Raw genomic sequence first — 24,778 nt, forward strand, 5'->3', positions numbered from 1 at the left:
TCAGTCTTTCTTCAATCCATCCAAAAACTGTTCCAATGAATATTCGTCGGGAAACAATACCTCACGTGCTTTGCTGCCTTCAAATGGCCCGACAACGCCAGCGGCCTCCAATTGGTCGATAATCCTGCCGGCTCGATTATATCCAAGCTTAAGTTTGCGCTGGATGAGCGATGTTGATCCCTGTTGATGGAGGACCACCAAGCGGGCGGCATCCTCAAACATCGAATCCCGGTCACTCATGTCAAAATCTCCAATGCCCCCTTCACCATCTTCACCCACATATTCGGGCAGGAGAAAAGCGGATGGATATCCACGTTGATTGCCGATAAAATCGGATATTTCCTCCACTTCCGGCGTATCCACGAAGGCACATTGTATTCGTATTAAATCACTTCCTGTGGCCAGCAACATATCCCCTCGGCCGATTAATTGATCCGCACCTCCAGAGTCGAGGATGGTGCGCGAGTCTACCTTGGAAAGCACCCGGAATGCGAGGCGGGCAGGGAAATTGGCTTTTATGGTACCGGTAATGATGTTTACCGAGGGACGTTGTGTCGCGATGACCAAGTGGATGCCCACAGCACGGGCCAACTGTGCTAGCCGGGCAATAGGCGTTTCCACTTCTTTGCCGGCTGTCATCATGAGATCGGCAAACTCGTCTACGATGAGTACGATAAAAGGAAGATACCGATGGCCTTCCTCCGGATTGAGCCTTCGATTGACGAATTTGACGTTATATTCCTTAAGGTTGCGTACCTGTGCGTTTTTCAACAGGTCATAACGCGCATCCATCTCTATACACAGGGAATTGAGCGTGTTGATGACTTTTTTGGTATCCGTAATGATGGCATCTTCCTCACCGGGCAGTTTGGCGAGGAAATGCCGTTCTACCTTCTTGAATAAGGAGAGCTCTACTTTTTTTGGATCGACCAGTACGAACTTCAGTTCTGCTGGGTGCTTCTTATAAAGCAGGGAAGTGAGAATAGCATTAATGCCGACCGATTTACCCTGCCCGGTAGCACCAGCCACCAGTAAATGCGGCATTTTGGCCAAATCCGCGATATATACCTCATTTGATATGGTCCGGCCCAATGCGATAGGTAAATCCATATCGGTGTGCTGGAATTTCTCCGTTGCCAACACCGATCGCATAGATACCATCTCAGGATGGCTATTGGGTACTTCGATACCAATTGTACCCTTACCCGGCATGGGCGCAATGATACGGATACCTAAAGCTGCCAAACTCAGGGCTATATCATCTTCCAGGTTCTTGATTTTGGAAATACGGACGCCGGGCTTCGGAATAATTTCATAGAGGGTGACCGTTGGCCCGATAGTGGCCTTTATTTTGGCTATTTCGATATTGTAATTACCCAGGGTGTCTACAATTTTATCCTTATTTGCTTCGAGCTCATGGTTATTAACTGTTATTTTTCCCGAACCGTAATCACGAAGTAGGTCAAGCGGGGGATATTGGTAACCCGATAAATCCAGTTTGGGATCATACCGCCCTATTTTTTCGACCAGTTCGTCTGCCGTACTGGGTTTTTCCTCTTTGATGGCAGAAACAGTCAGCTGAGGCGCGGCTTTCAGCTCGTTTTTTACATCGGGTTTTTCGGGTAGCGCTTCTACCGTAAAATCAGGGGCCTGCGCATCTTCTTCCTTAGGCTGAGATTTGGTAATGCTGATGTTTTGCTGCAATTTCTCGTCGCGCTGCTCGGCTTCCTTTACACTGTTGAGACTGAATTCAACGGGGTCTATACGATATTCTGACTCACGTGTATACCGTTCTTCATTGCGTAACGTGTTTGCTGTTGAATCTGCCGCTGTAAGGGAATCACCGTCCTTGCTACGACGTGGGGTAAATTTGAAATCCAGGTTGTAGACCACAATCAGGATCGTAAGTATCGTGAAGATCAATAAGCCCGCTACCCCGGGTGTGCCGATTTGTGCTTGAAGTAGCTGGTTAGACCAAAAGCCGAATTCACCTTCCAGGAAGTGAGGGTAGTCACTGATGAATCCATGTATGAAGCCCAGTGTGACCGATACGAAAATTAGGGAAAATAAGGTGTATCCCAGTGCCTTCCAAGTGGAAATGATTTTTATTTTGAATAATAACCTATAGCCGATAACAAAGAAGATACCCACGAAAAGAAATGAGGCAATCCCGAACCATTTGTAGATGAATTGATGCGCAAGTAATGCACCAAACTTACCCATCCAATTCTGAACGACCGGGGGGTCGATTCCAGCCAACTCCAGCTCCTCGCGTGTTTTGAAGAGGGTGTGCCAACCACCATTGGCGGCGGATACATAGCTTTGATCTTCTGTCCAGGTGAATAAATACGAGATGAAGGCGATTAGGAAATATACGGATAATATAAGCAGAAACAGCCCTGCAATTTTTATTAATTTGCTGCCCAACGCACGACCGGATGGGTTTGCTGATGTTGATTTCCGTTCGCTTTTTTTTCGTAGGGAGGGTTTGCCTTCCGTATCATTTCGAACATTTCTTCTGAATGAATTCCCTTTTCCAGACATTTAAAGCACACGTTTTGTTTGAGACAAACTTACGGATTTTTTATAGATTATTGATTCCCACGGACAGCTGACGGATTTTAATGGTTATTTTTTTGTATAGATGTAGCATTCTGCTTGCGACGGTCGTTATCTTCAGCAAAACGGGTAGAGACCAGTTTTTTCGGAAGTGTGTGCTGGGGATTATTATCAAAAATGATTGGAACGATTTGGGAAAAATGAAAAGGGGTAGTTGGATTTTCGCAGTAGTGGCCATGGGGGCAGGTATGATGACTTTAAGTGGATGCCTGAAGGATGATGATAATGCCGGATACCAGATTTCGGCGGTCCGTGCGTTGAACGCCGTGCCGGGATCCGAATCGCTTGATATTGGTTTGGATGAGAATAAGCTCAATTTTGACAATGTGACCGGAGAAAGTGAAGAATTTGCCTATACCGATACATTACCTTATAAGAATGCCTGGCCAGGAAATCGGTTAGTCAGGGCGCTAGATCCGGCAGACTATCCCAACGCCAAGCCTTTGGCCCAGGGAACCGTTAATTTCATTCCGGGCCAGTTTTATTCGCTGTATATCGTAGGGTATGAGAAAATTGAATTGGTCGTAACAACGGACGACTTATCACCGCCTTCCGAAGGGAAGGCTAAGATTCGGTTTATTCACCTGAGCCCAGACGCACCGTCATTGGATTTCGGTGTTGATGGTGTGGATACGCTTATTGCGAGTGATAAGGCATTTAAGGAAGCTGCTGGATTTGCTACAATCGATGTGGGCGAGACGTATACGTTTAATGTCATTGAACACAGCAGCGGTGATGTATTACATACTTTTGAGTTTGCTCCGGAACGTGATATGATTTATACCATATGGATCAAAGGGTTGCTGGAGAACACGGGTGATGCAGCATTGGATTTTGGCCACGGTGTTATTACCCATTAGCAATACGATTTTCTCCATAAAGTTTAGGTTGATTGAATCCGTTGAGAGACGGATGCCGCTCCCTCCCCGGGAGCGGTTTTTTTATGTTTTTTCAGCCCTTGGCCATCGGTATCACGAGAAGGTGAGCAAGAAATAGTTCTTTTTTCCGCGCTGAACAATCAGGTATCGATCATTGATCAAATCATCCTGACGGAACAGCTGATCGGCATCACTGATTTTGATTTTATTGATGGATACCCCGCCTCCCTGAATCATTTTGCGAGCCTCCCCCTTTGACGGGAATACCGACGAGCATGCCGCTAGGAGATCAATTACATTGATGCCTGCTGACAATTGATCCCTGGTAATCTGAAACTGCGGTAAGCCGTCAAAAACATCCAGTACTGCTGTGTGGTCCATTTCATTAAGAAAATCCAGCGATCCATTGCCAAACAGGAATTCAGAGGTCTTTACTGCCGTTTCGTAGTCCGATTCAGTATGGGTACGGATGGTTATATCTTTGGCCAGCGCCTTTTGAACGACCCGAAGATGCGGTGCCGTGTCGTGTTCGGCGATAAGTGCGGCTATCTCTTCTTTGGACTTTAACGTGAATATCTTGATCCAGTTTTTGGCATCCTCGTCACTTGCATTAAGCCAAAACTGATAATACCGATAAGGGGATGTCTTGTGGGGATCCAGCCAAACTGCGCCACTCTCGGTTTTTCCGAATTTATTGCCATCCGCCTTTTTTATAAGCTGCGTAGTGAGCGCGTGCGCGGTACCACCGTCTTTACGGCGGATAAATTCCGTGCCGGTGACGATATTGCCCCATTGGTCGGATCCGCCCATTTGAAGGGCACAGCCATGATTTTTCCATAAGTAGTAAAAATCATAGCCTTGGATCAACTGGTAGGAAAATTCGGTAAATGAAAGGCCATTTTCTCCTTCAAGTCTCTTTTTTACCGAGTCTTTGGCCATCATATAGTTGACGGTGATGTGCTTGCCAACATCGCGTATAAAATCCAGGAATCGAAAATCTTTGAACCAGTCGTAATTGTTGACCATGATGGCACCGTGTGCATCATCTGAAAAATCAAGGAATTTTGCCAGTTGGTTTTTTAGGCAGGTGATGTTGTGTTGTAAAGTTTTTTCATCCAGTAGATTACGCTCACTGGACTTTCCCGAGGGGTCACCTACCATACCGGTTGCACCACCTATTAAAGCAACGGGCCGGTGGCCCGCATTTTGGAAATGGATAAGCGTCATTATTTGGGTTAGGTGCCCAACGTGCAGCGAATCGCCGGTAGGATCAAAACCAATATATCCCGCTGTTTTCTCTTTGAGTAATTGTTCTTCGGTACCGGGCATCATGTCATGCAGCATGCCCCGCCAACGTAATTCTTCAACAAAACCCATCGTTATTTTACTATTCAAATTTGTGATTAATCTGAGGGCAAAGATAGCAGAATGCACCGTAAATTGTCAGTTAAATTCATTACCTTGGCACAATAAGTGTTGAACGATTGAAAAGCGTGGCGCATGAATTTCCTTTCGCATTATTATTTTGAACGGTATAGCCGTAACCCGGAGTTGGTATTGGGGTGCGTGTTGCCTGATTTGTTTAAAAATGCGGATAGGGATACCAATGTCTTTCCGCAGAAACATGAGGGTCTTTTTGGCAATAATCCGAAAATCCAAAGTATTTACCACGGTTGGGTGCGGCATATGGAAACGGATCGTTACTTTCACAACTCCTCTTTTTTTTATGGCCATACGCATGAACTGAAAGTATTGCTTACACCCGCTATAGCAGGTACGTTAATCAGGCCTTCCTTTCTGTCGCACATTGCGCTTGAGTTGCTGCTGGATCATTTGCTTCTTGAGAACAAATTGGTGCACGAATCGGATTTTTATGAGTGCCTGGCCGCAGCCGACCGGGTGATGACGGATCGGTTTCTTAGGCTATGCGGCGTATCGGATACCGCGTTCTTTTTTACATATTTTAATAGTTTCATGCGGGCTCACTATATAGGCAGCTACCGACTATTTGACCAGCTAACCTCAGCCATGATTAATATCTGCCGCCGACTTTGGGATGTGCAATTGAGTAGCGAGCAACTGGATCAAATAACGGCGATAATCACCCGTTATGCGTCGGAGCTAGATGGGAATTTCCTGCCGATTTTTGATGATATCCAATCCCATCTTTCGTGACACCGCCCGTTGGGTTACAAATTAATCCCCCTGGAATCCGCACCATCAAATTTTTTTTATAAGTTTGACCGATTGACAATCAATCGAACCCCATAGTTATCGGTGTATGGCAAACAGACTTTTTCGGAAAAAGACCGTAGAACAGATTATAAGTGCATCAACTAAGACAGCTGGGCTTGCGAAGGTTTTGGGGGTACGCGACTTGGTTTCGTTGGGCGTGGCCGCAATCGTGGGGGCGGGGATTTTCAGTACCATCGGACTGGCCAGTTTCAACGGAGGTCCAGCAGTTTCCCTGTTGTTTGTTTTCGTGGCCGTTGCATGTGTTTTTACTGCATTGTCCTACGCGCAGTTTGCCAGTACCGTGCCAGTTTCCGGCAGTGCATATACCTATGCTTATGTAGCGTTTGGAGAGCTGTTCGCATGGATTATCGGTTGGGCACTAATCCTGGAGTATGCGGTATCCAATATGGTCGTTGCCATTTCATGGTCGCAATACTTCGTGAGCATGCTCGGTGGGTTTGGTATTCAACTGCCAGGATGGCTTACGATGGCACCAGCCTACGCATCTGAAGCTTATGTGAAATTGCAGGAGCAAGGACTGGAATCGTTGTCGAAGGCGGACCAAGTTGCCGCGATGGCTTACGAACACGCTCCTCGGTTGGGCGATATCCCAATCATCTTTGACTTGCCGGCTGGCCTGATTACGTTTTTGGTTACCTGGCTGGTTTATATTGGCATAAAAGAGTCCCGGACGGCAAGTAACATCATGGTGGCGATCAAAATCGGTGTTATTTTATTTGTAATTTTTGGCGGAATTTTTTTTGTAAAGCCCGAGAATTGGACGCCATTTGCACCAAATGGAGTCGAAGGCGTACTTAGCGGAGTAGCGGCTGTCTTCTTCGCATTCATCGGATTTGACTCGATATCTACAACAGCAGAAGAGTGTAGAAACCCGCAAAGGGATCTGCCCAGAGCGATGATTATTTGCTTGTTGGTCTGTGCGGTACTATATATCCTGATTACGTTGGTGCTGACCGGTATGGTCAACTATACCGAGCTGAATGTAAAAGACCCGTTGGCCTTCGTGTTCGAATACGTAGGCGTCGATTATATGGCTGGGATCGTATCGGTCACCTCGGTGGTGGCGATTACCAGTGCGTTGCTTGTTTTCCAGCTTGCTCAACCCCGGATCTGGATGACGATGAGCCGGGATGGCCTGCTGTGGAAGCGGTTTGCCACCATACATCCCAAGCATAAAACGCCTTCGTTTGCGACGATCGTTACCGGGTTTATGGTTGCCGTGCCTGCTTTGTTTTTCAAGATGGATTTTTTTGTTGATCTGACGAGTGTTGGTACTTTTTTCGCCTTTATATTGGTGTGTGCCGGCGTGTTATATATGGACTATTCAGGTATTTCCAAACAATCCAAATTTAAGGTGCCCTATATCAATGGACGGTACCTGATTACGATAGGGCTATTAGTAGCCGTATGGGGCATTTACCGCTACGGACAGGAGGCCATCATGGAATGGCGTCATTTGTCGATACCGGAAATCATTGAACACAAACTCCTTATCATTATCTTCTGGTTAGTATGGATTGTGTTGTGTATTATGGGATATATCTACCGTTTTTCGTTGTTGCCTGTTGCGGGGATTCTCGTAAACTTGTATTTGATGTCGCAGCTCGGTGCAAGCAATTGGTTTATTTTCCTGGTTTGGTTGGCTATTGGGTTAGTGGTTTATTTTGGTTATGGTTATAGGCACTCTAAGCTCAATAAGGCAGATGCCCCATAAGTGTCATCGTCGTGTTAATAGGGCATTTGAAAGATACGCCAAGGCGATGCAACACGACGTAACGTTACAACCTGTTAAAAATTGTTAAATTAATGAAAAAATTATACTTTTGTATAGGTGCATTTCGCACTTTATTCTACCTTTGTAAGAGGCGCGGGTATAGGATGGCTTTAAAAGCTTGAGTTGATACGCGACAATGCCACAGTCGAACTAAATAATATATGAGGAAGTTTTTACACCACACCATTATAGCATTGACAATTAGTACCGTGATATTCGTGGGCGGTGCTGATGCTGCGCTATCTTCGGTAGCCATGGCGGATACCAGTGGTGTGGTGAAGGTCAGTGAAGCTCAATCAAGCGCATTGCAAATTTCCGCTTCAGAAAAACGGGCTCAGCGCTCTTTATTCTCATCATTTAGGAATTTTCTCCCGTTTCGTGCAAATAACACAGATAGTGATAAGCTGTTGAGCAGTGTGAAGGTTTTCCCCAATCCAATTGTCGATCAAATTAGTCTTTCCTATCGGCTTGGCAAGCAGAGTTCGGTTTCCATCAAGGTAATGGACGCTCTGGGAAACGAGGTAATGACGTTGCTTAATCAAGAACTGGATGCTGGACCTCAAAGCCACGTCTTCGAGACAAGTAATAAGCTGACAAACGGGTTTTACTTTATTCGGGTATCTGCGGGTACAGAAACTGTAGTGAAGCGGATTTCGGTATTGTAATTATTCGGGGTCTATCCAACGCCCATCTTCCCTTATGATTTCGATGAGTTCATCCAACGCCTTGGTAGAACTAACATTGCGTTTGACCACTTCTTTACCGCGGTATAAGGTGATTTTATCAGGCCCGGCACCTACGTATCCATAATCTGCATCTGCCATTTCTCCTGGTCCATTCACAATACATCCCATTATCCCGATTTTAAGTCCCTTGAGGTGATTGGTACGCGCCCGTATCATTTGGGTGGTCACTTGCAAATCAAATAGTGTGCGGCCACAACTGGGGCAAGAGATGTATTCCGTCTTTGAAATGCGTGATCGCGTAGCCTGTAAAATCCCGAACGCAGCAGACACCAATTTGTCCGCAGGAGTTGCGGGTGAATCTATCCATATTCCATTTCCCATCCCGTCGACAAGCAATCCACCCATATCGGTGGCTGCATACAGTTGGAGTTTTGACAATGGTTCTTCAGGATCCATCAGATTGCCTTCGGGGCCGGAGAATTCCGCTACGGGATAGTGTCGTCGAATAATAACGGGATTGTCAAGGCCTAACTCCAAGAGGGCTGAAAAAAACTGACGTTGATCTGCCATTCCATGTGATTCGTCGGTTTCTAACACGAATACGATGGTACGATCGAGCGGCAATGCTTCAAAAAGGGTTGTGCATAAATCCGCGTTTCGAATCCGTATTAAATTCATGCTCGGGTCGCGTAAGCGGCTCTCCACGAACTCACGTAGTGTATATAAGGGGTGGATGTTGGCTTTATCCTGGATGCCGAGCCATGTGTGATAATTGTACAGCTGTTTGAGGTTGCCCGGCATGGTGAATGAAGGTAGTTTATCGGCCAAATACACGAAATCCACAGATTGTTCGCCCATGTGGTATTTATCGAGCCAAGGGTCGTATTTATACCCCACCTCGGTGAGTATATTGGGGTCCTTCAGATTTTTGCACGAGATATCCACCACCACGCGTGGCACCAGTGAACCGCCGATGAACGTGTTTACCTCTTTGGTGGGATAAGCGGCTGGCTTTGGATGGACGGTGCCTGCTATAGGAATAGCCGATTCCTTCGGCGATTCGGCACCTCGGGCCTGATACCGATTTACCAGGGCAATAGCTACAGGCGCTTCAAATTCGGGTTCTTCCGTAAGGGACACACGGACCGTATCACCCAACCCATCTTCGAGTAACGTACCAATACCCACGGCCGATTTGATGCGCCCATCTTCCCCGTCACCAGCCTCCGTAACGCCAAGATGCAGCGGATAGTTCATCCCTTCGGCTACCATTTTTTCCACCAATAGTCGATAAGCGCGCACCATCACCTGAGGGTTGCTGGATTTCATGGAAACAACAATGCTGTAGTATTGGAGGTCTTCACAAATGCGGATGAATTCCATGGCTGATTCGACCATGCCCTCCGGCGTGTCACCATAATGACTCATGATGCGGTCTGAAAGTGAGCCGTGGTTCGTGCCGATTCGCATCGCGGTACCATATTCTTTACAGATCTTGACCAGGGGTGCAAACTTGGTGTAAATGCGTTCCAATTCGGCCTGATAGGCCGATTCCGTATAATTAAGCTGATCGAATTTTTTCTTGTCAGCATAATTCCCCGGATTGATCCGTACTTTTTCGACGATACGTGCGGCCGCCTCTGCGGCATTTGGCGTGAAATGGATATCGGCAACCAGGGGTACGTCGTATCCTCGCCTACGTAACTCTTTTTTGATTTCGGCTAAGTTGTTTGCTTCCTTGATGCTTGGGGCCGTAATGCGTACATATTCACAACCAGCCTCCACCATACGGATGGTCTGTTCAACGGAGCCAATGGTATCCATCGTATCCACGGTGGTCATGCTTTGGATGCGGATGGGGTTATCGCCGCCCATGGGCACGTTGCCGATGGCCACTTCACGTGTATGCCACCTTGAATATTCCATCAGCGAATTGCAATAACCACCTGGTAATGAGTTTCCGACTTTAGCATCCATATCCGATGCAAAGTTAGGGATAATGATTAATATATTGGCTGTTGGAAATGTATAGCAAGTTACTTTTTAAACTAGTCTATCCTTAACGACCAATGTGCCGGCAATCTTATCGTGAAGGCATTGTTGGCGGCGGTCGAAAAACCCTGTGAAAAACCCAATGCCTAGTGTAAGGACACCTATCAACTTCCCGATGTTTCGTAAGAAAGCCTTTCCATAACCGATCGGCCTGCCTTGTTCATCAGTCACTTTCACACCGATAAGCATTTTGCCAATGGAAGCGTGTTTTTTCGAACCCTCAGCGATCACGCAGAGGATAAACTTAAAAACGGGGACAAACACCAGGCCCACGAGCAGTGTCGGCGTGCTTCCCTGGACATCGGTTGTCCCGCCAAGATACACCGCAACCAATACCGCATACATACAGAAAGCGACGAAATAGTCAATGGCTGTGGAGAGCAGACGCATATCCAGTGAAGCGAAGTATTGGGGTGGTGTGATCTCGTGTTTTACATTCAAGAGTGTGCTTAATCCGGCTATTTCCCGGAGTTCCTTAAACTCGGGATGGCCTACGGGCTTTACAAAGTCCGTAGGCTGGAGGTTCATGCCCTGCAGTTCATCCAAGGTGAACGGCCCTTGCGGTTTCCCTTGGATGACCACCTCATACCGGTCAGCGGAACTGTTTGCCACTTAGTCATAACGTTTTACGGTGAACGAACTCAATCCGCCTTGGAGATTGACCGTAAACCGGTTGCCGGCGTTTTCATAGCCATCGGTGATGTAAGAACCATCGCTTTGTTTAGTAAAACCTGGAAAGTCCTTGGATGAAAGCCCTGACTTAACGATAATCTTACAAGCAGCGGCACGTGGTATTTCGATTTCTACGCTGGCCACTCCTGATTCGGCTGTGATGGTGGTTTCTTCCAACGGCATGCCGAGCTTCGCCTCGAATGATGCGGCACCACCGTTGAAATGGAGACTGGCAACTTTGTATTCCGTCAGGTCAAACTCGGCCGAGCCGGCTCCCATATCCAAGGAGATGTGCCAAGTAGGATTTTGATTGAGGCTAATCTTAGCCCAGTTCTCATCACCATTTACGTTCCAGTTGCCCTTTTTGGAATCCCTCATCCTAAAGGTAAGATCGGCATTGGAACCTGTGGTTGTGGTTTCCAGGTGGTGTAGACCGATGGTGCTCGTGGCTTCCGCATTGAACAGCTTATCGGTGTGGCCTTCAATCTCATATTCAACAGCGCCGCCTTTTATGTGTAGGTGGGCCGTAGTGATGGAACTATCGTATTCATGGGAAAATGTTCCACTGGATTTTTCGGTGCGTTTTTCATTATCATCGGAAAACCGGCGCTCTGTATCCCAGCTTTTGTTGTTGAATACCCACCAATTGCTGCGGGGCGGGAATGTGCCCCGATAGGCAAGGAAAGCCAAAGCGGCGAGCGTAACCACAATCGAAACCGCATTGCCGATTCCACGTCGCGGTACCAATAGGTTTACACCGATGACAATGAGAATGACCGGCCACATGCTGAATACGGACCGCCAGTAAAAATTGATAACGTCAAGGTTATCCAATAATAAGACGCCGCCTACAAACAGTAGGATGAGTCCCCAACTCAATTTTTCTTTGTTCATGACACATTTGCTTATTTCGTGTAAGAATGCGGTTCTCCGTCGTCATCAGCCGGCTGATCGGGGCCGGGCTCCATCGTCTTTTCTTCTACATCTTCAGTAGGAAATGCCGACCGTTTCCGGCTATTAAAGGCACCGAAAACAGTAGCCAACCCAATGATGATAATTAATACGGGCCAATAGCGGGCGAAATCGCGCCAATAGAACACGTCCAACTGATGCAACAGGAAGAATAAACCCACCGCCAATAGGATCAGCCCTGCAATATACCGGTCTTTTGACGCGCTAGGTGCAGGTCGGTTTGGCTTCGCCGCTGCGTCCCAAGCGTAGGGGTTATATCCTTCAAAAGCTGCGGAAGGCTGGCCCTCCTTTGTACGGTAGTCTACATTAAATGGATCATGGGGTAGCGCAAATGATTTTATCGGTAGCACGATCCATAGTACGATGTAAACGATTGGGCCCAATAGTCCAATGCCCATATATCCCGAAAAAAAGACACTGATGATAAAGGCAAGCCGCACCCAGGTCTTGTCTACACCAAAATATACCCCCAGGCCCGCACAGACACCTGCTACGGCGCCTTCGTGTGGTATGCGTTGAAGTTTCTTTTCCATGATCTATCTATTTAACTATTACCATATTTGGGTTTTATCACCATTTCATCCACACTGGCACCCTCACTCATTTGCAGGCAGGCGATGATTGCTGCTGCGATATCTGCCGGCAGTATGAACTGGTCGGCAGGGATGGTGGTGCCCTCCCATGAGGACGTCAACGTCGAACCGGGGATGATTTCGGTTACTTTAACATCAAACGGCCGTAATTCATCCCGCAATACCTGAGTTAGACCCCTCACCGCATATTTTGTTACAGTATAGGTACCTGCCGATGATACAGGTATTCTACTGGCGATAGAGCTGATGTTAAAGATATGACCGCGACGATTCTTGCGCATGTTGCGGCCTACCGCGCGCGACAGGATATGGGGTGTATAATAATTGATGCGCATTTGCAGCTCAAAATCTGCAGTCGATTCATCCAGTATGGAAACGGGCTTGAATATCCCCACATTGTTGACGAGAATATCCAAATGGGATGCGATACGTTCAACCCATTGTATCAGCTGCTCGAGTTGATCGCCTTCGGAAAAATCGCATGCAAAATAACGCACACTGATTGCAGGGTTATGCGCTTCCAATTCCATTTTGAGGGCTTCAAGGGCGTCGTCGTTGCGGGCGGAAAGCAATAAGTTGCAGCCGTTCTGGCTAAGTTTTTCGGCGATGGCACGGCCCATTCCTTTGGTGGCGCCAGTAATTAAGGCTGTTTGATTGGTAAGCATTGACATAACTATCTTCTTTGGCTATCAAAGTTAGGAAGTTTATCGGCAGGATGGTCAAACAATACAACGCTTATTTTCGTTCATATTCTTTAAAAACCCGTATCTTTAACCAGTGCATTGCACGCGCTATTGTGTACGTATTCGATTAATATATGTTTTTCACCTACTTCGGACAATACCTCTTGTTATTGAAATCGGTCTTCCGGCGACCGGAGAAATGGAAAATCTACCGAAAGGAAATCATCCATGAAATGAATGAAATAGGTGTCGGTTCATTGGGGTTGATTGCTATTATTTCTACATTTATCGGTGCGGTAATGACCATGCAAATCGCGTTTCAATTGGTTTCTGACTTGATTCCGACGTCTGTAATTGGACAAATAAATCGGGATTCGAGCATTTTGGAGCTTAGTCCTACCATTACCGCTTTGGTGCTAGCCGGTAAAGTGGGTTCTTCCATATCTTCCCAAATCGGTTCCATGCGGGTGACCGAGCAAATCGATGCGCTTGAAATTATGGGAATCAATGCCCCGGGATACCTTATCCTTCCCAAAATTCTGGCGGGCATTACGATGATTCCGGCATTGGTGATCATGTCCATTTTCCTTGCTTTAACTGGTGGGCTTTTTGGTGGTGCGATTTCCGGTGCTGTTACTCCTGCCGATTATATCAACGGTATCACCGATGGCTTCATCGGTTATACCGTAGCGGTAGCTTTGGTCAAGGCATTTGTTTTCGGATTTATCATCACCTCAGTCTCCGCCTTCAAGGGCTTCTATGTGCGGGGTGGAGCCTTGGAAGTGGGGCAGGCCGGCACGCGCGGGGTGGTCATCAGTTGCATCGCTATTTTGGTCGCGGATTATATTATCACGGCGCTGATGCTTTAGCTATTTTACCAGCTGTAACTATATGATTGAAGTTCAAAATATCCATAAGTCTTTTGGTGATAACCATGTGTTGCGAGGCATCGACGCCAAGTTTGAAGCCGGGAAAATAAGCCTAATAATCGGTGGATCGGGATCTGGGAAAAGTACATTGCTGAAATGCATGGTGGGTTTGCATACGCCCGAAAAAGGCAAAGTGCTATATCAGGACGAAGATTTCACGCGGATGGACTTTGAGGATCGTATTCCTATCCGGAAGGAAATTGGCATGCTGTTCCAGAATTCGGCGTTGTTTGACTCGATGACCGTTGAACAAAACATCATCTTCCCCTTGGAGATGTTTACCGATATGAGCCGGAGCGAAAAAATCGACCGGGCTAACTTTTGTCTGGAGCGCGTGAATCTTGCGGGTAGGAACAAGCTGTATCCAGCGGAACTTTCCGGTGGGATGAAAAAGCGTGTGGGTATTGCCCGCGCCATCAGCATGAGCCCGAAGTACCTTTTTGTAGATGAACCCAATTCTGGCCTTGATCCCGAAACTGCCATTCTCATCGATGAATTGATTTCGGAGCTCACTGAAGAATACCAATGCACTACTGTCGTGGTGACGCACGATATGAATTCGGTAATGGGTATTGGAGACTATATCATCTTTTTGTATAAGGGCCAAAAATGGTGGGAAGGCTCGAATAAAGAAATTGCCCATTCGGATGTCGAAGAGCTGAATAATTTTGTGTTTGCCAGTCCGTTTATGAAAGTAGCAAAGGGGCAGTTTTAAATACCTATCTTTGCCCAAAAATTAGATAAATCTTGGCAAATAGTATCCAACTTCTTACTCCCCGGCATTGGACCGATTATGAACTCATTGATTGTGGTGGTTTCGAAAAGCTAGAACGCTTTGGTAATGTAATACTGATCCGCCCTGAGCCGCAGGCCGTATGGCCGAAGGGATTGCCCGAGTCGGAATGGACCAAACGGCACGATATCCGTTTCCGGGGGCGATCGGCTACTAGCGGTGAGTGGATAAAAAAGAACCTCAAATTGCCAGACCGCTGGCATGTAGGGTACCGCAATCCGGAGGTCGCCATCAAACTCCGCCTCGCACTTACTTCATTCAAACACGTCGGCGTTTTTCCAGAGCAAGCGGTCAATTGGGATTACATTTCGGATACGGTAAAATCATTCTCCACTGGCCGACCCAAGGTTTTGAATCTTTTTGCTTATACGGGGGGGGCTTCGTTAATCGCGCGGGCGGCAGGTGCAGATGTGACACATGTCGATTCCATCAAACAGGTGGTCACCTGGGCCAATGAGAACCAGGAGCTATCGGAGCTTTCAGATATCCGTTGGGTGGTGGAAGATGCACTGAAGTTCGTGAAACGCGAGTTGAAGCGGGGTAATAGCTATCATGGCATTATCCTTGATCCGCCCGCCTATGGACATGGGCCGAAAGGGGAGAAATGGAAATTGGAAGACCACATTGCCGAAATGATGCGCGACGTGGTACAGTTACTGGATCCACACGAGCATTTCTTGATTTTGAACACCTATTCACTTGGTTTTTCATCGGTTATTGTCGAAAATCTGATCAGAGCAGCATTGCCCGGTGCCCAACAGCTCGAAACGGGTGAATTATCCCTACAGGCTACCGCAGGAAGCAAACTACCATTGGGGGTATTTGGTAAATTTAGAAAAATGAATTAATACCGTTATTCAAACACCACCGTTTTATTTCCGGTGATGATTACGCGATCTTCGATTACCAACCGGATCGCTTTGCTCAGCACCGATTTTTCAATTTCCTTTCCGGCACGTACCATATCTCTGACGGTATAGCTGTGATTTACCGGCCTGATGTCCTGTGCAATAATTGGCCCCTCATCGAGGTCGCCCGTTACGAAATGAGCGGTAGCCCCGATAAGCTTGACGCCCCTGGCATGGGCCTGCTTATATGGGCTGGCACCAACGAATGCGGGGAGAAAGGAGTGATGGATGTTGATAATCCGGTCGCGGTATCGGTCGACAAAATCGGACGAGAGTATTCGCATAAATTTGGCCAAGATCAGGTAATCCGGCTGATGGGATTCCAGGATATCAGCAATTTCGGTTTCGAAATCCGCTTTGGATTTTCCTTCGTGGTCTGCATAGTGGAAGGGGATATCGAAGCGTTCGGTGAATGCCCTTAATTCATCGTAATTGCCTATCACACAGCATACCTCGGCTCCCAACGTATTAAAGAAATAGCGAACAATGATATCGCCCAGGCAGTGATGTTCCTTAGTCACCAGGATAGCCAACCGCTTTTGTTGTGGCGGGTTTACGGTCACCGTTGCCCCACTGGGCAATGCCGCGATAAGGTCGTCCGTCAGCTGCTCGTTATTTTCGGCTTTCCCAGCACATACGATACGGACGTAGAAGCGATTAGCCACTTCATCGACGTATTCACGCATGGTCACGATGTTGAGGGTGTGGCGTGCAACGGTATTGGCTATCCGTGCCACCAAGCCTACGGCATCGTCGCATTGGATGAGAATGAGGGTTTGGTTCGTCATGATTCGTTATCAGGCCACTAGTTCTTCTGCCACTGGTTTTGATTCTTGCGCGATGTCGACTTCGACACGCAGGTTATTGACGATATGCTTTTGCCTATCGGGTGTGTTTTTGCCCATATAATATTCGAGCAGCTGGATGATTTTCTGTTCCTTGGAAAGGATTACCGGATCCAGCCGTATATCTTCGCCGATAAACAATCCAAATTCCTCCGGGGAAATTTCCCCCAAGCCCTTGAAGCGCGTAATTTCCGGTTTACCCCCTAATTTCTGGATGGCACGTTGGCGCTCTTCATCGCTGTAGCAGTAGATGGTTTCTTTCTTGTTGCGTACGCGAAATAACGGCGTTTGTAAAATAGATACGTGGCCGGCCTTGACAAGATCGGGGAAGAATTGAAGAAAAAAGGTCATCAACAATAGCCTAATGTGCATGCCGTCTACATCGGCATCTGTGGCGACGACGATGTTGTTGTAACGCAGTCCATCGAGCCCGTCTTCGATATTGAGGGCATGTTGTAACAGGTTAAATTCTTCATTTTCATAAACCACCTTCTTGGTTAGTCCAAACGCATTGAGCGGTTTGCCCTTGAGGCTGAATACCGCTTGTGTATGTACATTTCGCGATTTGGTAATCGAGCCGCTTGCCGAGTCGCCTTCGGTGATAAAAAGGGTAGTTTCCTGAGCCAGTTCGTGTTTATCTCCATAGTGGACTTTGCAGTCGCGCAGTTTGCGGTTGTGTAGCGAAGCCTTCTTGGCACGTTCGTTGGCCAGTTTTTTGATGCCGGCGATATCCTTGCGCTCACGTTCAGATTGGAGGATGCGCTTCAGCAGGGCATCCGCTGTTTCTCCGTGCTTGTGAAGGTAATCGTCGAGCGCCTTTTTAATAAAGTCATTGATGAACGTCCGTACAGTAGGCCCTTCTGGGCCTACGTTCTGTGAGCCCAGTTTGGTCTTCGTTTGCGATTCAAAGACCGGTTCCTGAACCTTGATGGCTACCGCACCAATGATGGACGACCGGATGTCGGAAGCATCAAAATCCTTTTTGTAAAACTCACGGACGGTTTTTGCTAATGCTTCACGAAAGGCTGCCTGGTGTGTACCGCCCTGTGTGGTATGCTGGCCGTTTACAAACGAATAATATTCTTCGCCGTATTGCTGGCCGTGGGTAATAGCAATCTCGATATCATCCCCTTTAAGGTGGATGATGGGATATCGCATTGATTCGGCATCGATGTTGCGTTCGAGCAGGTCTTTAAGTCCATTTTCCGAAATAAATTTCTGACCATTGAAATTAATGGTCAGTCCTGAATTGAGGAAGACATAATTCCAGATCATGTTTTCCACGAATTCGGCACGGTAATGGTAATTCCGGAAAATGCTATCGTCGGGATAGAACGTTACCGCTGTTCCGTTGCGTTGGGTGGTGGTTTTCTCGTCGTTTTTTAATAGCTCCCCTTTGCTGAATTCAGCAATCCGCGTCTTTCCATCGCGGTAAGATTGCACGGTAAAAGAAGCGGAAAGTGCGTTGACGGCTTTGGTGCCCACACCATTCAGACCGACCGACTTCTGGAAGGCCTTGCTATCGTACTTGCCACCTGTATTGATTTTAGATACCACGTCTACGACTGAACCCAACGGAATACCCCGGCCGTAGTCGCGCACGGAGATTTTCTGCTCATTCATCGTAATGTCTATCGTCCTTCCGGCTCCCATCACAAACTCATCAATAGAGTTATCTACCACCTCCTTGAGCAGTACATAGATACCGTCATCGTATGCCGAGCCATCCCCTAGTTTGCCTATATACATCCCTGGACGCAACCGGATGTGCTCTTTCCAGTCGAGCGAACGTATACTATCTTCGTTGTATGTTGTCATTTCTTAGCTGTTAGACATTAATTCCAAAGCCATGCAATGATACGGAATTTTGATGATTTTACATCGCCAATCTCCCTGCCGCTCGTTCTTCTCACTCCACCTTCACTCGTATCCCCTCGCTATGACTACTGAATTCAGGTGCATACATGCTTTGAATGGTGCTAATGCCGTTGGAGAATTCACCCGCTTGTGATACGAATACCGGGTATTCAAATACGTAGGTGCCTTTGCGTAGGTAATCGAAGAAAAAGTTGGTCGCTACGTCGCGTGTACTTTCGTAGTAACCCAGCCCGCCTTGGTAACGGTAGCCACTCAGCACATTCGTTGGCTCGAAACAGGCGGCACGCATGTCTTTGAGGTGCACGTATTCCATGTCGCGGTCTACACGGAGCTCGATACGTACCGTTACCTTGTCGCCGACCTTTAACGGATTGCCGGGTGTGATTTCTTCTAGCGCCGGGCCGCGGTCTGTATTGCGTTCGATGTAGAGCTGCTTGCGCAAGCTGAGTGGTGTTTCTGCAGCGGTAATCTTATCGAGTTCTTCAAAATACTGCCAGTATACGGCACCCCAGGCCACCCCTTCGTTCGTGGCTTTGTCTACCTGCACGGAGATATTTCCCATATCAGGCGTTACGGTGTCACCGTTGTAGCGTTTCTTGAAGTAGCCGGTTCCAGCTTCGGTCTGCTCCGTAGTGGACTGAATGGTTTCCTGTCCTACGTTGATGGTTACCGTTGGCTCGTTAATCAGCCAATCGCTTCCTTGCAACAACAGGGCGTATATGGCATCGGCTGTAGCCTTGGTGGTCGTCCAGTATTGAGTTTGTTTCTGTTTGAGCAGCCATACTTTTAGGTCATCCACCGCTTTGGTATCCATGGCTACCTCGGCAAAAGCCTCAACGAGCAGGGCCTGTGCTTCGATGGGTGCTTCGTACCACCAATAGCCACGGGGCATCGTTTTCCAGTACATACCCATTTCCTCGTTTTGGATAGCGGTCTCGCGCAACGACGCCATGATTTCGTTGGCAGTCTTTACATCACCGCCACGGCTGAGCGCCAAGGCGATCTGGCCTTGGAGATACGGATTGAATTTGGGCCAGTAGCTGGCTGCTTGCGATACATAGTAGGAATAGGCCGTTTTGCTTTCTTTGGCTACAGGGCTATCCAAGAAACTGCGCAAGTAAAGGTATTGGATATGCGTATGGCCGAGCTGCTGATCTTTCAAGCTGGCTTTGCCTTTCAGTAATCCATCGTAGTCGATTTTAAGCTGCCTATCGAGATAGTTTACTGCACGATTTAATATATTGTTTGCTGTTTCACTATTTGCGGCGTCTACGCCGAGGTGTTTCAAGCGAGCGATGCCGGTAACAATGTATTGCGTGATGTAGCGGTTGCTCGTCATGCCCCTGAACCAGGGGAAACTGCCATCCGATACTTGCATTTCGGCCAATTTGGATAGATTCTGTTGCAGGCCCTGTGCCAGCTTATGGCTCTCAAAAAGGCGTGCGATGCGGTGTTTTTGTTCGCGTTCGTCTTTAGCTTCCATCACCCAGGGAGTTTCTTCCAAGAGGGCCGACTTGAGTTCCTGGTTTTTCTCGAGGTTGGAAAGCAGGGCGGTGGTGTCGCTTGTTTTCCATCGGTCGAAGATGGCTTTCACACGGGGCGACTGCCCTACGATGTGGGCGGCCAGCGCATTGGAATAAAACCGGTTGAAAACCTGCTCGGCACACTCATAGGGATACTCCATCAGGTAAGGCAGCGCTTGCACGGCATACCACGCCGGGTTGCCGGTAAATTCTACGGTGAGTGCGTGGTTTATGCGGCTTCCGCTTGTCGTACTGGCCAGCTTCTCCAGTGCGAATGTCTTGGTTTCATTACCTCGAACGGGTAAGGGTAGGGTTTCCGTTACCAGCATACGGTTGGTAATGACCGGCAAGGTCGTCTCTTCACCATCGGTAAAATTGCCTGCTTTAGCCGAGATGCGTACTACCACTGGGTCGAAATGCCCATCGGGGACGGATACAAGCCAGCTGACATCCGTACTTTGGTTGTCCGCAACCAAGAAATCTTGATCTGCCAAGCCGTTTCCGAAATTAGCAAGCGGTTGCAGGGTAGTCGCATCCAGCAAATCGATATGCGCTACGCCCTGTAACTCCCGTACGCTAATGTTGCTTATTTTCGCACTGATACGGATATCGTCGCCTTGGCGGAAGAACCGAGGGAGATTGGGTACCACCATCAGGTCTTTCTGAGTCTTTACTGCGCCTTGGAGGTAGCCAGTTTTCCAATCTGTTGTGTGGGCAAAGGCCATGAGCTTCCATTCGGTAAGTGCTTCCGGCATGGTAAATTTGACCGTAACGTTGCCCTCAGCATCCGTTTGGAGTTGCGGCAAGAAGAAAGCGGTTTCTTGCAGATTGGTGCGTACAGGCGGGGGAGACGTGGTTTCTTCCGCTGCATTTTCAGGTTCGGATACAGCGCCTGTTAGGCTTTGCTTTTCCTGTGTTCCATAGCCAACTACCACCACCTCTTGCACTGCGTCAGCCGCTTCCTCGCTAGGTGCAGCGGCTCGTGCAACGTTTTTTCTGCCGCGTATTTGGATGTTTGAGCCCGCATAATGTATTCGCTGTTGCAGTGTGAAATAATTTACCAATTCATCATATCGTTTTTCATACTCGGTGGGCTCGGCGCTGTTGATTGTGTTTAGCCAAATGTTGCCAGCAATCGTTCCAAAGGTTTGGTCGGTTGTCCAATACAGCCCCAGCCAACGGGTCGGCGATAATCGGTTCCAATTCCAATGATGAGGTTTCAATGCATCCAGCGAACCATCATACAATCCCGCCAGCAACTCAGCCGTTATAGCGTCCTTTTTATTGCCTTTGATGGTGAGCCGCCATTCCTCGGCAGCCCCCGGCTGTAATTTATCGCGGTGTGTCGCCCATTCTAGTTGGAGATCACGGTTCGACCAAGGTACATCCACCTGCTGGTTGCCTTGATATACCCGATTGTTATGTACATATAGCCATCCAAAACCAATTCCACCGCGGTCATCTTCACCGATGGGCCGGTTAATCCGACGCTGTTCGGAAAAGGCGGTAAATTCGGTTTTGATGTCGGTGTTTGTTTCGAGCACATACGTACTATCAAATCCTGTTTTTATAGTCAAGTTCAATACACCTCCAGGTTCCAGTGAGGTGCTGTCTGCCAATATCAGTAGCGGCTGCTGCGGTTTTTCTTCCGCCGCAGGTTTGGTAGCGTAGGTGTACACCTTTTCGGTGATTTCATTGCCATGGGAATCTGCCGTTTTTAACGTGATGAGGTGCCAACCCCCTGTTTTCCAGAGCGAGGCTGGAAGCTCCACAGACTGTTGTTTTCCGGTATTGACATTGGTCGACCAACTTGCCTCAGCCGCAGGCCAGCTCAAGTAATTGGCTTCCTCGGCGTATTCGTCATCGGGGAAGAACTGCCTGAACTCTGCTTCGCTCATTGTATAGCGATCCGGTTTTTCCCACATTCGCATGCGGTATAGCTTGCCCGGGAATTTAAGTGGTGCGACGGATACGGCGACATCCGCCGGGATCGGTATCCCGTTTAGATTCTGTGTTGTGATGGCCAATCGGTTTTCCAAGGTGGCGTTAAGTTGTTGCGCAGCAGTGGCCGTTAGTTGCAACGAGCGATAGCCCGCTTGCACCTGTTGGTTGCCACTTTGCGTTTCACCGTTGATATCCGTCACATCTGCATATACCGTATAGCTGAATACCGGCAAGGTTTGCGGGTCGATATGCTTATCGGGAAGGGTTGTGAATATCACTTCAAAGGTACCATCGGACTGTGTCTGCACGGTACCGCTGGTGATTTCCAGTTGTGGAGATTGCGGTTGCCCCCAGCGGTAGAATGCCCAGAAATAGGGAAAGCGCGCTTGGCGTACCACGCGGTATTTCACGACGGCACCATCGATGTTGTTGCCTGCATAAGCTAAGGCGCGGCCTTTTACTTTGATTTCTTCGTTGAGCGCGATGCTGGCTTTCAATGTGTCAAAAACGACCTGGAATTTCGGCCGCTTATACTCTTCCACCGAAAAATATACATTGCCATTTTTTGTGCCGATGTGCATTTGTCCGGTGAGTCCGCTCTCCGGCGCAGTAAATTTGCCGGAGAATGAGCCATAAGCATTGGTAGTTAGCTGCATCGAAGTTACTTTTTGGCCGTTGGCATCAAATAAGGTTACTTCCGACTGGTGGTCCGCCAGCACACGGTTGGTTTTTCCGTCAGCGGCATTTTCAACGACAATTCCTTTGAAATGCACCGTCTGGCCGGGGCGATAAAGTGCACGGTCGGTAAACAGAAAAGTATGCTCGGTTGATTTTTTCGAGTCGGTGTCTTCGCTTTGATATGACCCGAAATAGCCATCGGTCCGTAGCGTGTCGCCATGTGATGATAGCACGATACGGCGGATGTTGTGCTGGCGCTTGTCGATACGGAGAATTGCTTTGCCGTCTTCATCTGTCCTTGTATTGCCGACAGCGTCATATCGATAGGTATCAAACGTGTCGTCCCAACGTTCATCCAGGAAGGTTACCTGTGCGCCGCGTATGGGCATGCCCGATTTGCGGTGCAGTGCGAACAACATGCGCTGGTTTTCAAAATTGTTTGTGACAAGACTCAATGAAGATACCTGAATGGGTACTACCGAAAGGATCGTGTTTCTCGATGAGAAATCGGCGGTTGCCGACGCGACCAGTAAATAGCGTCCGGTGGGCAGCGGATCGATTTTTATTTCTGTGCGGTGTTCGTATAGATCGTCTGCACCAGGCAGCGACGCTTCCCATGATGAAAGCGGCTTGCTGTTTATTAATTTTTTTTGCGTGGTGCTATCTAATTCGCGCTGGGGATTGGACAGCGCATTTGGCCATGGATAGATACGGAAATATGCATTGTCCAGGTTTTTATAGGTCACCAACGCTTTATTGTTTTCATCAGGTAGCAAGACGGATTCGGTCTGCATGCCGAGTGATTTACTCAACAAGGAGTAACGCAGCTGTTCTGCATTGCGGGCACCCTCCGATTTCGGAAAGCGGGCAATGAGTGCGTCAAGTTGCTTAAGCAGGTTGCGCAAGTCTAATGAGTCCTTGCCTATGGCCTGATTATAGTCAAATTGTAATAGCACGTAGGTTACTTGTGCCGTTGCAGGATTATCGGGATAGCCTGTGGCAAGTGCTTGCAGCGCGACACGATAAAGGCTGTCCTTATCGGGGTGCACAGCATATTGGTACACAAACTGCAAACGCTGTAAATCGGCATCAATGAGTGCATCGGGCTGATCATCACCCAGGTGGAAGGCCAACAATTGCTGGTAGGCATGCAGTGCACGGAAGTGCAGCGCTTCTGGCGTGGCCGGGTTTACTTTCACATCGGCGAGGCGCGCTGCCGGCTCGAACCACAGTGTGCCGTCGATTTGGAATTGGTACGCCGGTTTGATCACATCTTTCTCGTCGTTCTGGAAAAACGTGATTGCCCTAAATGCCAGAAAGTCATATAGTGTGGGGCGCAGGTGACGTGTGTTTTTCCCTTCAAGAAGCAGGGGCGCATAACGTTCCACCGCGATGGCCTTGAGCGGTTCGCCGTCAAGGATGGATGCTTGGTATAGGTCACTGGCCTTGGCGATTAACGTGCCGGCATCCCAAGTGGCTACATCTGCTGGCGGTTCGCCAGTGATGGGGGTGCGGTTAAGGATCATCCAGCGGTTACGCTGATAGTATTGCCAATACAACTCAGCGTTGATGCTCTGCCAGATCGCCTTTTCGGCACCGTCGGTTACCGAGATCATCGAATCTGCCCGCTGGATGTTCCCTATCGCAGCATTTTCCTGGACGGTCTCGTCTGTACCCATCAAGAACAGTTGCGCTTTGATGGTATTGGGGCCATCGTCTTTCCGCTGTGCTTCCGCTAGTATCTTGTTGGCTATCTTCGAGGCCGTTTGGGGTAGTCCCTTTTCTATGAGTGAATCGATCTGTTTCCATTCTTTCCTGAATGGGTCATCGTGATGTTGTTGTGCGATGGTCATCGTGATGGAAAAGACTAATAATATGGATAAGGTGCTGCGAATCATGGTGATTAAAAATTAACGTCTCTCAATGTATGTATGCAAACTTAACTAAAATTGCGTCATATGGCGCGCTATAATGACGCATTGTGGTACAGGGATGCTACAGGAAATAAAATTCCATAAAAAATATTTAGTGATTTTTTTAAGGACAAGCCGCTTTTGGCGTTGTTTGTTTTTATTGGGCCGGAAATCTTCAAAAA

The 24,778-nt window shown here is 48.0% G+C and carries 17 protein-coding genes; 7 read left to right on the forward strand and 10 right to left on the reverse strand.

From position 1 onward, the window contains the following. Positions 1–2,544: an FtsK/SpoIIIE family DNA translocase gene (locus tag IEV98_RS07300; protein WP_188505212.1), complete on the reverse strand. Its 2,544-nt coding sequence runs from the start codon at positions 2,542–2,544 to the stop codon at positions 1–3. A gap of 215 nt (positions 2,545–2,759) precedes the next feature. On the opposite strand from IEV98_RS07300, the gene IEV98_RS07305 reads away from it, so the two are divergent. Further along, a complete protein-coding gene (locus IEV98_RS07305; RefSeq protein ID WP_188505213.1) occupies positions 2,760–3,479 on the forward strand; it encodes a DUF4397 domain-containing protein in 720 nt (239 codons plus the stop codon). Between the two features lie 111 nt (positions 3,480–3,590). Here the strand turns inward: IEV98_RS07305 and tyrS are convergent, their stop codons facing one another. After that, entirely contained in the window at positions 3,591–4,874 is a 1,284-nt protein-coding gene (tyrS, locus tag IEV98_RS07310; protein ID WP_188505214.1) for a tyrosine--tRNA ligase, read from the reverse strand. 123 nt (positions 4,875–4,997) lie between these two features. Between tyrS and IEV98_RS07315 the strand changes: the two genes are divergently transcribed. The 3 genes from IEV98_RS07315 (at position 4,998) to IEV98_RS07325 (ending at position 8,192) form a co-directional block, all read left to right on the forward strand. Further along, complete coding sequence (locus tag IEV98_RS07315) at positions 4,998–5,672, forward strand: hypothetical protein (RefSeq protein ID WP_188505215.1); 675 nt, start codon at positions 4,998–5,000, stop codon at positions 5,670–5,672. 106 nt (positions 5,673–5,778) lie between these two features. Beyond that, entirely contained in the window at positions 5,779–7,467 is a 1,689-nt protein-coding gene (locus tag IEV98_RS07320; protein WP_188505216.1) for an amino acid permease, read from the forward strand. 221 nt (positions 7,468–7,688) lie between these two features. Beyond that, complete coding sequence (locus IEV98_RS07325; RefSeq protein ID WP_188505217.1) at positions 7,689–8,192, forward strand: T9SS type A sorting domain-containing protein; 504 nt, start codon at positions 7,689–7,691, stop codon at positions 8,190–8,192. On the opposite strand, the gene ispG is transcribed toward IEV98_RS07325, so the two are convergent. From ispG to IEV98_RS07350, 5 genes are all read right to left on the reverse strand, one after another. Then, positions 8,193–10,139, reverse strand: a complete 1,947-nt coding sequence (gene ispG / locus IEV98_RS07330) for a (E)-4-hydroxy-3-methylbut-2-enyl-diphosphate synthase (protein WP_371870651.1) — start codon at positions 10,137–10,139, stop codon at positions 8,193–8,195. Positions 10,140–10,256: 117 nt separating this feature from the next. Next, positions 10,257–10,877 (reverse strand): RDD family protein, encoded by a 621-nt coding sequence (locus tag IEV98_RS07335; protein ID WP_188505219.1) that lies wholly within the window; start codon positions 10,875–10,877, stop codon positions 10,257–10,259. Then, entirely contained in the window at positions 10,878–11,831 is a 954-nt protein-coding gene (locus IEV98_RS07340; RefSeq protein ID WP_188505220.1) for a toast rack family protein, read from the reverse strand. Positions 11,832–11,842: 11 nt separating this feature from the next. Continuing rightward, a complete protein-coding gene (locus tag IEV98_RS07345) occupies positions 11,843–12,442 on the reverse strand; it encodes a PspC domain-containing protein (RefSeq protein ID WP_188505221.1) in 600 nt (199 codons plus the stop codon). A gap of 11 nt (positions 12,443–12,453) precedes the next feature. Next, the gene (locus IEV98_RS07350; protein WP_188505222.1) at positions 12,454–13,173 is read right to left on the reverse strand and encodes an SDR family NAD(P)-dependent oxidoreductase; all 720 of its coding nucleotides are present in this window, start codon (positions 13,171–13,173) and stop codon (positions 12,454–12,456) included. A gap of 146 nt (positions 13,174–13,319) precedes the next feature. Between IEV98_RS07350 and IEV98_RS07355 the strand changes: the two genes are divergently transcribed. From IEV98_RS07355 to IEV98_RS07365, 3 genes are read left to right on the forward strand one after another with little or no spacing between them, the layout of a single operon-like run. Then, entirely contained in the window at positions 13,320–14,054 is a 735-nt protein-coding gene (locus IEV98_RS07355) for an MlaE family ABC transporter permease (RefSeq protein ID WP_188505223.1), read from the forward strand. 22 nt (positions 14,055–14,076) lie between these two features. After that, a complete protein-coding gene (locus tag IEV98_RS07360) occupies positions 14,077–14,829 on the forward strand; it encodes an ABC transporter ATP-binding protein (RefSeq protein WP_188505224.1) in 753 nt (250 codons plus the stop codon). Between the two features lie 29 nt (positions 14,830–14,858). Continuing rightward, complete coding sequence (locus IEV98_RS07365; protein WP_188506154.1) at positions 14,859–15,755, forward strand: class I SAM-dependent methyltransferase; 897 nt, start codon at positions 14,859–14,861, stop codon at positions 15,753–15,755. Positions 15,756–15,760: 5 nt separating this feature from the next. Here the strand turns inward: IEV98_RS07365 and purU are convergent, their stop codons facing one another. The 3 genes from purU to IEV98_RS07380 all read right to left on the reverse strand — a co-directional run bounded on the left by purU (position 15,761) and on the right by IEV98_RS07380 (position 24,581). Next, positions 15,761–16,603, reverse strand: coding sequence for a formyltetrahydrofolate deformylase (purU, locus tag IEV98_RS07370; RefSeq protein WP_188505225.1), 843 nt, complete (start codon positions 16,601–16,603; stop codon positions 15,761–15,763). A 9-nt stretch (positions 16,604–16,612) separates the two neighbouring features. Continuing rightward, positions 16,613–18,478 carry a DNA topoisomerase IV subunit B gene (locus IEV98_RS07375; RefSeq protein WP_188505226.1) on the reverse strand — a complete coding sequence of 622 codons (1,866 nt, stop codon included), beginning with the start codon at positions 18,476–18,478 and terminating at the stop codon, positions 16,613–16,615. A gap of 91 nt (positions 18,479–18,569) precedes the next feature. Continuing rightward, positions 18,570–24,581 (reverse strand): alpha-2-macroglobulin family protein, encoded by a 6,012-nt coding sequence (locus IEV98_RS07380; RefSeq protein ID WP_188505227.1) that lies wholly within the window; start codon positions 24,579–24,581, stop codon positions 18,570–18,572. Between the last annotated feature and the right edge of the window lie 197 nt (positions 24,582–24,778).

It is taken from the genome of Parapedobacter pyrenivorans, assembly GCF_014636865.1.
Taxonomy (GTDB): Bacteria; Bacteroidota; Bacteroidia; order Sphingobacteriales; family Sphingobacteriaceae; genus Parapedobacter; species Parapedobacter pyrenivorans.